At 42.8% G+C, this 11672-nt stretch carries 8 protein-coding genes; 1 reads left to right on the top strand and 7 read right to left on the bottom strand.

The genetic code is table 11. The features are described from left to right. Nucleotides 1-35 precede the first annotated feature (35 nt). From NW213_RS02840 to NW213_RS02810, 7 genes are all read right to left on the bottom strand, one after another. A complete protein-coding gene (locus tag NW213_RS02840; protein WP_258321795.1) occupies nucleotides 36-3077 on the bottom strand; it encodes a chondroitinase family polysaccharide lyase in 3042 nt (1013 codons plus the stop codon). A gap of 188 nt (nucleotides 3078-3265) precedes the next feature. Then, a complete protein-coding gene (locus NW213_RS02835; RefSeq protein ID WP_204394296.1) occupies nucleotides 3266-3904 on the bottom strand; it encodes a nitroreductase in 639 nt (212 codons plus the stop codon). A 34-nt stretch (nucleotides 3905-3938) separates the two neighbouring features. Next, a complete protein-coding gene (locus tag NW213_RS02830) occupies nucleotides 3939-4664 on the bottom strand; it encodes a DNA alkylation repair protein (RefSeq protein ID WP_154045139.1) in 726 nt (241 codons plus the stop codon). Nucleotides 4665-4866: 202 nt separating this feature from the next. Next, complete coding sequence (locus tag NW213_RS02825) at nucleotides 4867-6303, bottom strand: efflux transporter outer membrane subunit (RefSeq protein WP_258321788.1); 1437 nt, start codon at nucleotides 6301-6303, stop codon at nucleotides 4867-4869. Beyond that, nucleotides 6290-9439: an efflux RND transporter permease subunit gene (locus NW213_RS02820; RefSeq protein ID WP_258321787.1), complete on the bottom strand. Its 3150-nt coding sequence runs from the start codon at nucleotides 9437-9439 to the stop codon at nucleotides 6290-6292. The genes NW213_RS02825 and NW213_RS02820 overlap by 14 nt, the downstream gene beginning before the upstream one ends. 12 nt (nucleotides 9440-9451) lie before the next feature. Next, nucleotides 9452-10597 (bottom strand): efflux RND transporter periplasmic adaptor subunit, encoded by a 1146-nt coding sequence (locus NW213_RS02815; protein ID WP_235339889.1) that lies wholly within the window; start codon nucleotides 10595-10597, stop codon nucleotides 9452-9454. A 104-nt stretch (nucleotides 10598-10701) separates the two neighbouring features. Then, nucleotides 10702-11076: a hypothetical protein gene (locus NW213_RS02810; RefSeq protein WP_258321786.1), complete on the bottom strand. Its 375-nt coding sequence runs from the start codon at nucleotides 11074-11076 to the stop codon at nucleotides 10702-10704. Nucleotides 11077-11275: 199 nt separating this feature from the next. On the opposite strand from NW213_RS02810, the gene NW213_RS02805 reads away from it, so the two are divergent. Then, entirely contained in the window at nucleotides 11276-11668 is a 393-nt protein-coding gene (locus NW213_RS02805) for a DUF2721 domain-containing protein (RefSeq protein WP_154045134.1), read from the top strand. Nucleotides 11669-11672: the final 4 nt, after the last annotated feature.

Below are 11672 nucleotides of genomic sequence, written 5' to 3'. Positions count from 1 at the left end.
ATATATTTATGATTTCCAATTATGTCAATAAGAAATTACTTTAAAAGTTCAACGTCATAACTTGCCGCATCCTTGCAAGTAAACTTCAGAACCGTCTGTTTCTTATCAGATGAAACTATCTTACAGAAAGGAGTTTCCTTTACGTTCCATTTACCTTTGATAGTTACAGTAACAGGTATCTCCTGACTTTCGTTGAATTTCCAAGGACGTGAATAAATACTGCGTTCCTTTCTCTTTCCGTTCTCATCGAATGCCTCATCACTAGCTCCACGATACAATGCAAGATCTGGTTGTGACACTGTCAGAAGAACCTTGTCTTTATTGTCCTTCACCATTACAAGGCATGAAGTATCCGCCTTCAAAAGAAGTCCTTTTGGCAACCCGTCTTGAGGTGTCTCAAACAGAACGTATGATGTCAGTTTTCCATCAGCAGTACTTACTATATGCGCATTTCTGTCACGTTGAAGAACCTTATAGTCTGGTTTCTTGGCAAACTTATTCAGAGCATTCATGTCAGTACGTGGCAATACCGCATATTCATATCCCTTAGCTTTAGGAGCCTTACCATGAGCTACAACCAATGAAACCCAATCACCTGTTGTCGGATTAGGATTTCTCTCACCGACAGTAGTCTGCGGGAACTTCTTCTCAAACTTAGCTTCAGCTGCAGTTTCTTTTGACAAATAGTATCCCACTCCATTAGGATCAATGAATACCCTGCCATCTGATTTATAATTCTGCCAATAATCTTTCATTTCCTGAGTTATTGCAGCAAGTTGGAATACAGTTGTTTCTGTTTCATAATCCTTTACATCATTTTCTATATCAGAGCCCAAGCATACGATAGTTCCATCAAAGAAATGATATGATTTTCTAGCTCTGTGAGAGCCGTTATATTTATCATGTTCATGCAATTTCATACCGAAATTTCCGTTCACTCCAGCCTGAGAAAGTCCACCCGCAAAAGCTTCGTCAGAATAAAGCATCTCTTCCATACCTGAATATGTATCCACATTCAGCACTACAGCACGCAACTTATCGAACGGAAGATGTATTGATGTTGCTCCAGGGAAACGATTCCAGTCAAATCCATTCTCCTGCCAACCTGATGTAGCAAAGGTTACTAGTTGGCCAGGCTTACCTGTAAGTATCTGCATGCTGCCATGTGCCAGATATCGTCCGTAGAAATTGGCATCCAGATAATGTTCCGCTGCCCAGAGATATCTGGAGTGCCCCCTGACTACAGCAGCCCAATTATCACGACGCTGTACACTCACACAGCCGTATCCGAGGGCAAGATTTCCTTGTGGTTCCGGTTCAGGTTTATAACCACTGTCCTCAAGCTGTTTTTTCAGTTTAAGCTCCAGTTTATTCGATGTTTGCGGCAGATAGTCAGGCGCGTCCTTATCCAAAGAAGCATTGAGCGACATCAGACGGAGATATGCGGCAGCCATATCCGGGTCTATGTTTTTCTTTCCATCAGGTGTACCTGATATTGCCATCATAGCATACTGTATAGGTATCAATTGTCCCTTACCGTTAGGATGTCTTCCGGACATTGACAAGGCCCATTGACGTGTGTTGCAATAGAAACGCATAGTTAGAAGAACTTTCTTCACTGTACTATGTGCCTCCTCAGAAAGTCTCATGTCAGTACCGCTAAAGAGATAAATCATATTTGTAGCCCCGTCAAGACCACCAACAGCGTAAGCTGGATAATTATTACAATGATGGAAAGATGCTCCGTCAACCTTGAACGAGCCCATAAGTCCTGTTGCAGGACGACATCCGTAATCTATCCACCTGGAGAACGAACGCAGATATTGCAACTTTTCCGGAGTATCTTCCATTATGAGTATGCTGGCTATACGTCCTTGAGTCTGCGTATTGAAAGTATCTATGTCAATACCATTCTCTGTAGGTTTCGGATATACCTCATTTGCAATGGAATACCAGCGTAGTGTATTTTCCGCTTCCTGAAGCTTGCCTCTCTTTCTAAGTACATCTTTCATCAGGAAATATGCCGGATATAAACCTCTCATGCTATATCCGTAATGATGTATGTTACCCCAACAGCTACCATATGCAACTCCCTGATCTGTTATATGATCATACATGGCATTGAAGATATATTCCAGTTCTTTTTTATCCTCATCCTTGACTGCATTATTGTATGCAATAGCCACACGCTTCATAAGATTGAAATAATTGTTCATCTCCATGCCCAGCTTAGTGAACATATCTTTATTCCATCCGTCAATCATGCGTTCGTACGCTTCAGCCTGACGAACCATGAAGATAGGCATACCGCTCACCTTTCCGTTTTTATATACAATATCATATCTGGCAAATGCCTTTTTTATTGCACTGACTTCCTTTTGTGTCAATTCAGACGGGGTATATAGCATATCACGGAAGCGTTTCTCCATGAGCTGAATGTCCTGTCTGTCTTTTTCTGTCAAATCTCTAAGTTCAATATCCGGCTTCCACAATGAATGCGGATAGATGAGAAGCCAATGGCTCTTGGTGTCTTTATTTACGAACGGTACCTGTACATCTGCTGTCTGCTGACGTGGATCGACCTTGCTGGCTGTTATTACATGGTCAAAGAACAAAGTACCTTCCACATCAGGAGCCTGAACACGGATTTCGTTCATACCCTCTTCAGGCGTTCCTTCCATATCCCTTTCGTAGCAAACCCATGCGGCACGCCATCCTGTGAAGTTAATGCCGAAAGGGAATGACGTACATACCTTACCGTCCTTTAAAAACTCAAAACGGATTTTCTTGTCCTGGGCCTTTTCATTATACACCCAAACTATAAACGCTGAGAGATAGAGGTCTTTTCCTGAAGGATCGAGCTTTTCGAATTTCAAATCTTTCTTGATAGACAATACAGAACCGGGCTTATACTCCCATTGCATACAATGCAGCCCATCCTTGTAATGTTCGTCATTGATACCGAGCATACCTTTGTCGGTAGTTATGAATGATGGTACTACCCCATCTTCAAATGAAAGCATTCTTTCATGCTTAACAACTTGAGCAGATGCTCCAAGCGCCACAAAAGATGCCATAGCCAAGCTTAATTTTGCTTTAAATTTAAGATTAACGATTTCTTTCATAAATATATACATTTAATTCTTTTACATTGATGTAAATATTTTACTTTTCAAGGCAAAGATACAAAATTTATTATATTAAAAAACACACGAACATATATTTGTCCGTGTGTTTCCATATTTTTTATATTCCTGATATAATATCACTCTATAAACTTTATTTTTTCAGCCTTACGAGGTTTAGCCGCAGGCGATTCATCCGGATACCCGAAAGATATGGCATAAAGCAGATTATAGTTTTCAGGAAGTTCAAGACGTTTAAGCAAAGATTCGGCTTCTGGAAGTTTCATTGTTCTGGCTATTCCACCAAGACAGCATGAACCCAATCCCAAAGATTGTGCAGTAAGAATCATATTTGCACCTAGAAGACCGCAATCCACCTGTGAGAAATCGTACGAAGGATCGTTTGCTATGAAAATCATCACCGGCGCCCCATATGACGCATGGCGGATTTTGGAAGCGTCCATTCCTTTTGCCAATGCCAGACTTCTGTTCAAAGAGTCAAGTTCGGATATGTATTCCGGAGTATTAACTACACGGATTTCCCAAGACTGCTTATTCTGACCGTTAGGAGCGTTTATACCACAGTCAAGTATCTGCTGCAGTTTTTCCTGTTCAACAGGCTGCTGCTTGTATTTGCGGATACTTCTACGCGACATAATGGTTTCTATCACCTGATTTTCGGATGTTACATTCTGTACTTCGGTACTTTTCTGCGATGGTGTGCAAGCAGACAAAGACACCAATCCTGCAATTAGAAATAATCTTGAAATTGTTTTCATAATGAATATTTGTTTTTAGTTTTCCTATCAATTTTCATTTTCGTCGCATGACACGCAAGCGCATTTTCATTTCTTCATCAACACGATATGACTCTATTGTCTTCTGAATTGATTTATTATAAGTAAAGTCATCAAGTTTCGCCCTTTTCAGATATTCTATTGTCTTCTCAGGGTATGCCACAAAGCAGAAAGATACAGCCCATGCCACTGCCATTTTCACGTAATATCCGTCATGATGGATACTATCATAAAATCCGAACAACTCATCAATATGGCTGTCATCAATAAAATATTTCATCGTCATTACCACTCCGAAACGTATCTCATATTCCTTATCTGAGCATATGAAAGATTTAAGATACTCCCATATTCTGTCAGAATGAGAGGATAGATATTTCTTGCTTCCGGCAAATTTGAAAGAGTCGCACACAGACCAGCTGTTTATAATCTTTACAAAACGTGTTACATAAGAAAGATAATTTTCGATATCATCATCCGGCTTAATATATCCCAACACAAGTCCATGAAGCATCCTTTCCTCCATATATAACGATGGAGCATCAGCCAGATATGCCTTCCAGTCTGACCTGGCTATTTCAATTGCCAATTTTCTCAGGTCTGGCAGACGCAATCCAAGAACATTTTCCACTCCGGGATTCAATTTCTCGGCAAATTCCTTATTTGAATTTTCAGCCAGTTTCAGGATATACTCCCTTACAGGTTTGCCATGCAACAGGAATGCATTTTCAGATTTTTCCATGAAAAATGATGTCTATATATAATGAATTTATCTTATCTGTTCAGATGGTTAGCAAATATAAAAACAATATACGAAATAATCCTTTCTAATGCCTCAAAAAAAACGTGCGTCCGTTTAAGGTAAAATGGGCGCACGTTTAAAGTTAAATGGGCGCACATTTTGTCTCGAATGTGCGCACGTTTTTTTTAACAGTTTCTTAACACTAAAAGCTACCTCCTCCCAGTGCCCTGTAAAGCATCGTATGTACCTGACAATAAGCTATATTCAACTCTATTCTCTCGAGTTCACAGTCCAGGTAACGCTCATCGGCAGAAAGGACATCCAGATATCCTGCAAATCCGGTCTTGAACAACTCATTTGCATTGTATATAGAACGGTGATGAATTCGGCTTTCTTCCTCCTTCAAGGCTTTGCGAAGGTTCATCTGTTCTGATGACGTTATCAGATCCACAACTTCAAGATACGAACGGAGAACCGTTTCATGATAATCAAGCAAGGCTATACGCTGTCTTCCATTCGCCTCCTCCCACAATGCACGTATCTCGTTACGCTTGAAAATAGGAGCGGAAATTCCTGCCGCAAGATTATACACCATCGAGGCTGGCGAAGAGAACCATTTATCAAGGCTGAAAGCATTGAAGCCTGCACCTCCCCCGATAACCAGCGAAGGGAAAAAAGCCTTGCGTGCTGCAGATGCATCCGACTTGCATGCCAGCAGTTCAAGTTCTGCAGCAACCACATCCGGGCGGTTACGCAAAATCTGAGCAGGTATGCCTGTCTCCACTGGGAAAGTATAATCACTTATCTTCTCGAAAGAAGAACGTTTTATGTCGAAAGGCATACGTCCCAAAAGAAGAGCAAATGCCCGCTCGGTTTCAGCTATCTGCTGTTCTGTGTCGAGAAGCATTTCTTCCAGTTTAAGACGGCGTGAGCGGAACTGATCGACAGAAAGCCTTGACTCCTCGCCCTCGTTCATCAATTCATTGGCAAGAAGATATGAAGCAGCAGTCTTACGGATAGCCTCTTCAAGAACATATTGCTTCTTGTCAAGTCCTACAAGTCTATAATACATATCTGCCACTTCGCCAACAAGCATAGTCTGAGCCAGGCGTTGAGCCTCAACTGATTTCATCCAGCGCGACACTGCCGAACGCTTCTTGTCAGTGAGTTTTCCCCATATATCTGCCTCCCACTGAAAATTCAGTCCTAAGTTAAGATTCTTATACGGATCTGGAATATGCTTGTCCTTTACAAGATCCGGAGTATTGGTAGTGCTGTTTCCCACTCCGTCCATGGTATATTCGCCGAAACGCTGTATGCCTCCGTCAATACCCAACGATATTTCAGGGAACAACGCACCTTTTCCGGCTTTCATCTGTGCACGTGCTATGGAAACATTCTCTATTGTCTTAAGGAAAGAATGATTGTTTGCCAGTGCAGAATCAATATATTCAACCAGATACGCATCCGGAAAAAACTCTTTCCATGAAATAGAAGCCATAGTGGCTGTATCTGTATCTTCTATAAACGCTTCGGGCAGGTCGAACTTCTCCGTCTGAGTAAGGGAAGGTGCCTTACACCCTCCCATAGCCAGTGCCGAAGCCATAAAAGCTATATATGCAAATTTATTCTTCATCATCTTCTTCTAAATAGCTGACTTTATTGCGGTTGAGATAAACCGACAGTGTTTCAAATACCAAATATAATCCCGGCACGAGGAAGATACCCACGAACGTACCGATAAACATACCTCCTGCTGCGGCTGTACCGATGGAACGGTTACCCAATGCTCCGGCTCCTGTGGCAAGCACAAGCGGAATAAGACCACAGATGAATGCGAACGAAGTCATGAGGATAGGACGCAGACGGCTCACGGCTCCCTTGACAGCTGCTTCGAATGGAGTAGCTCCTGCTGCACGGAACTGGTTTGCCATTTCCACAATAAGGATGGCATTCTTACCCAACAGACCAATAAGCATGACGAGCGCCACCTGGGCATAGATATTATTTTCAAGTCCTGCTATCTGGAGGAAGAAGTAAGAACCGAAGATACCTGCAGGCAAAGACAGGATAACAGAGAACGGCAGAAGCAAACTCTCATACTGTGCTGCAAGAAGCAGATATACGAACAGAAGACAGATACCGAATATCATGAATGTCTGTCCGCCTGAGTCTTTCTCCTCACGTGTAACACCCGACCATTCCACATCGTAACCGCGAGGAAGGACTTCCTTACAGATTTCTTCTACTACCTTGATTACTTCACCGGTACTTACTCCACCCTCACCTTCACCGGTAATGAGCGCGGAAGTAAACATGTTGTAACGTGTAATCTGGCTCGGACCATAGATACGTTCCATAGTAAGGAAGTTGGAATATGGCACCACATTACCGTCGTTGTTCTTGGCATAAAGCTTATACAGGTCCTCAGGATTCATACGATACTCAGGAGAAGCCTGTATCATGACCTTATACATCTGTCCGAAACGGATGAAATTTGATGAATAGAAACTACCGATATATGCCTGAAGTGTCTCCATTGACTTATCGAGGTCAACACCCAACTTGGCAGCCTTCGCCAAATCAACTTTCAGAAGATACTGAGGGAAGTTAGGGTTAAATCCTGAAGTAACACCCTGTATGCGAGGGTCGGCATTCAGTCTCTCAACAAGAGTATTCGCGACTTCAGCAAATTCGTGAAAATCACCCGCTGTCTTATCCTGCAAACGAAGTTCGAAACCGCTGGCATTACCGAATCCCGGAACTGACGGCGGAAGGAAGAACTGGATGTCGGCATCCTTGATGTGCGATACGCGGTCGGCATATGTACGCATAAGTTCATCTACAGTCTGGTCTCTCTCATCCCATGGCTTAAGGTTAATCATACCCATACCGTAGCTGGCACCTTCAGTCTCGGTCATAAGACTGTAACCGGCCAGTGTAGAAATACTTTCGATTTCTTCAAGTGGAAGTAACGCCGCCTGAACCTGACTCAAAGCTTTCTCGCTTCGTTCAACAGTAGCCCCCGGAGGTGCATCTACGTTGATATATATCATACCCTGATCTTCGTTAGGGATAAATCCTGTAGGAAGAACGAGATTGATACCATATGTTCCCAAAAGGAATAGCAACAAAGTGAGATATGTGAATGAGCGACGGCCCAGATACTTCGAAAGACCAAGGTTATAACGGCGTTCGAAACGTCCGTATCCGCGGTTGAACACTACGAAGAAACGGCGCATGAGAGTAGCCTTCTTCTTTCCGTGAGAAGCCGGACGGAGCAACATGGCACATAGCGCAGGTGACAGTGTCAATGCATTGACACCAGAAATAACGATAGCCACAGCAAGTGTGAGCGAGAACTGACGGTAGAAGATACCCACTGTACCTTCCATGAAACCTACAGGAACGAACACAGCCGACATTACAAGAGTAATTGCAACGATAGCACCACCGATTTCCTTCATCGCAGCTACAGAAGCCTTATACGGAGAAAGTTTCTCTTCGTGCATCTTCACATGTACAGCCTCTACCACGACTATGGCATTATCCACCACAATACCTATGGCAAGTACAAGGGCAAACAGGGTAAGCATGTTTATAGAGAAACCCAATGCCTGCATGAAGAAGAATGTTCCGACAAGTGACACCGGAACGGCTATGGCAGGAATAAGCGTAGAGCGGAAGTCCTGAAGGAAGATATATACCACTACGAACACAAGGAGGAAGGCCTCGACAAGTGTCTTCAACACTGATGCGATAGAAGCATCGAGGAAGCGCGACACGTCGTATGCAATGTTATATTCCATACCAGGAGCAAAGCTGCTTTCCTTGATTTCCGCCATACGGGTCTTGATGTTCTTGATGACCTCGCTGGCATTTGAACCCGGGCGCTGCTTAATCATGATAGATGCCGAAGGACGACCGTCGGTCATGGAAATCATGTTATAGTCCTCAGAATCGAACTCTATGGTAGCCACATCCTTGAGTCGGAGAAGCGAACCGTCAGGCATGGCCTTCAGAACAATCTCTCCATACTCTTCAGGAGTGCTGAACTTACCGGTATATTGCAACACGTACTGCAACTGTTGCGGAAGCTTGTCGGAACTGATACCTGTCTTACCCGGTGCAGCCTCGATGTTCTGACGGCGGATAGCCTCTGTGACATCCTGTGGCACCATGTTATATGCAGCCAGACGACTTGGGTTAAGCCATACACGCATAGCGTAGTCACGGCTACCCATGATTTCCACAAATCCCACACCGTCGATACGTTTCAGCTCGCGGAGGATATTGATATCGGCAAAGTTATATACGAATTTCTCTGTATGAGTACTGTCGGTACTGAAGATGTTGAGGTACATCAACATACTGTTCACCTCCTTCTCCGTAACCACACCGGCGCGGATAACTTCTTCAGGCAACTCATCGAGCACTGTAGTCACACGGTTCTGCACGTTCACCGCAGCCACATCAGGGTCTGTTCCTACCTTGAAATAGATAGTGGTGAGCGACATACCGTCGTTGGTACATACTGTAGTCATATATGTCATGCCCGGCACACCGTTGATGGCACGTTCAAGAGGAGTAGCTACAGTCTTTGTCATAACATCGGCACTGGCACCCGTGTAGCGGGCAGTAACCGTAACGGAAGGCGGCACGATGTCCGGATACTGCGTGATAGGAAGCGACACAATAGCCAGTACTCCCAGACACACAAATATTACGGAAATAACCGCCGAGAGAATCGGACGACGAATAAACAACTTGAACATAGGCTGAAGAGATTATTCGACGTTTTCCAAATGAAGTTCTTTTCTCACATCAGCAAACGGAATAGTATCTGTCTTTATATGCATACCGTCGCGAATCATCTGTACACCTTCATACACTATAGTGGTGTTTGCACCAAGGTCGTCGGTGATATAATAGTTATGATAGCGTTCTATTGGGTTGAAGCTACGCACCTTAGCTGTACCGGCACTATCTACCAGATATACGTATGTAAAGTCCTGAATTTCAAAAGTCGATTTCTGAGGAACAAGGCAGATATCCTCCATCTTTGTCATAAGACGGATTTTACCCGTAACACCATGTTTAAGAAGTCCTTCCGGATTAGGGAAACGAACGCGGAAAGCAATAGAACCCGTACCACGTTCGAAATCACCTTCTACGGTTTCGATAACACCCTTATGCTGATAAACGGTTCCATCTGCTAGAATAAGTTCAACATTGTTCTGCTGCTGGACATCAGTACCCTGAAGCTGCGCACGACGGATACGGAGATATTCACTTTCGTTTACTTTATAATAGGCGAAAATCTCTGATATATCGCTCACAGTGGTAAGCAAGCTCTCAGGACTTACAAGACTACCAACCTTATAAGGAATACGGTCGGCATAACCGGTGAAAGGTGAAGTGATTGTGGTATATTTCAAATCCATCTGCGCACGCTGCATCTGCGCACGTGCCTGCTCAACCTTCATGCGAGCCACCTCACGTTCCCTCTTTGCCTGCTCAAGACGGATTGGCGAATAAATCTGTTTGTTTACAAGACGTTCGATGCGTTCAGTCTCATAATTAGCCATTTCAAGTTCTGCCTCAGTCTGTTTGTAGTTTGCCTCAGCTTCTTTCACCGCCTCTGCATAGTTTTCTGAACTCAGACGGAACATCGGCTGTCCTTTTTTCACGAACTCACCCTCGTCAATCAATACTTCTTTGACGTATCCTTCCACCTTTGGTTTTATTTCAACGAACTGAATAGCCTGGATATCAGCCACGTATGTACGCGGCAGTTCTACCGTAGTAGGTTGAAGAACTGTTACAGGTATAGAGCCATCGCTTCTAACCTGATTTGTGCCGGTCTCATGGCACGCAGGAAGCACCCCTGCCAACAACGACAAGAAGGCAACCTTCTGAATAGAAATTTTCATAAGATTACGTAATAGAATTTTAAAAAGAAACTATGTGTTTTGTTTGAATAAGATTCATATTCAAGACATGACACGAAAGTCATGACATAAAAAGACAGACTATGCTAGATCAGCAAAGTCCTGAACATAATATAAGATTGACTATCCGTTATAGAAACCGGATTTTCATAAACATAAGGTTGTACTCCTAGCCTTGAATATTCAAAAGAATATATAGGTATATAAAAAATAGGATAGACAGAATCAAAAAAGAAACGAACAGATGATGTTCTATAGGAAGGATCAGACCACTCTGCATATTCCCCCTGAGAATCGCTTATAGAAGATTCATCGTCCAAAGTCAAAACGACAGACCGCTCATCATCACAAACAGCAGCATAAATCAAGTCATATCCGAACACATCGAACTGTATGAGCACAAACATGACCATACAAACTATTCTGGATATATATTTACCTGCTACTTTATGTGAAAACATTACAAAACCCTATCTTTAATCTCTTACAAAATTAATATCTGATAATAATGTATAAAAATATATGTTCAGGTTTTAGTCTGTTTTAACATAAAAAGGATAAAAAGTTAGTTCTTTTTACGTAAAACCTTACAAAAAGACTATATTTTCAGATTTTAAAGCTAACTTTGCGTATAATAAAACGATATAAATACATAAACATATGGAAGAACTGAACTTAAGCACACCTGCACTGCTGTTCTCGGCAGTATCACTCATACTACTGGCATACACAAACAGATTTCTATCGTACGCACAGCTTGTAAGGACGCTCAAAGAACAATATGTACAGAAACACTCGGAAGTGACAGCAGCACAGATAGACAATCTGCGCCGCCGGCTTTACCTGACACGAAGCATGCAGGTACTCGGCATATCAAGCCTGTTTCTCTGCGTGATAACAATGTTTCTGATTTATATAGGATTTCATACAACAGCAGTGTATGTATTCGGCATAGCACTGCTATTGCTTATAGCATCACTCGGTATTTCAATTTGGGAAATACATATATCCGTAAAGGCACTTGAGATACATCTGAGGGATATGGAGAAATAAAAAA

Origin of the sequence: Bacteroides sp. ET336, from assembly GCF_024733815.1 — a bacterium.
GTDB classification, from domain to species: domain Bacteria; phylum Bacteroidota; class Bacteroidia; order Bacteroidales; family Bacteroidaceae; genus Phocaeicola; species Phocaeicola cellulolyticus.
This window is presented reverse-complemented; position numbering and strand designations above follow the sequence as displayed.

Excerpts from the sequence above, each read along its gene's own strand:
- NW213_RS02840 (WP_258321795.1), bottom strand. The coding sequence starts at position 3,077 with ATGGCATCTTTTGTGGCGCTTGGAGCATCTGCTCAAGTTGTTAAGCAT.
- NW213_RS02810 (WP_258321786.1), bottom strand. The coding sequence starts at position 11,076 with ATGTTTTCACATAAAGTAGCAGGTAAATATATATCCAGAATAGTTTGT.
- NW213_RS02815 (WP_235339889.1), bottom strand. The coding sequence starts at position 10,597 with ATGAAAATTTCTATTCAGAAGGTTGCCTTCTTGTCGTTGTTGGCAGGG.
- NW213_RS02820 (WP_258321787.1), bottom strand. The coding sequence starts at position 9,439 with ATGTTCAAGTTGTTTATTCGTCGTCCGATTCTCTCGGCGGTTATTTCC.
- NW213_RS02835 (WP_204394296.1), bottom strand. The coding sequence starts at position 3,904 with ATGAAAACAATTTCAAGATTATTTCTAATTGCAGGATTGGTGTCTTTG.
- NW213_RS02805 (WP_154045134.1), top strand. The coding sequence starts at position 11,276 with ATGGAAGAACTGAACTTAAGCACACCTGCACTGCTGTTCTCGGCAGTA.
- NW213_RS02830 (WP_154045139.1), bottom strand. The coding sequence starts at position 4,664 with ATGGAAAAATCTGAAAATGCATTCCTGTTGCATGGCAAACCTGTAAGG.
- NW213_RS02825 (WP_258321788.1), bottom strand. The coding sequence starts at position 6,303 with ATGATGAAGAATAAATTTGCATATATAGCTTTTATGGCTTCGGCACTG.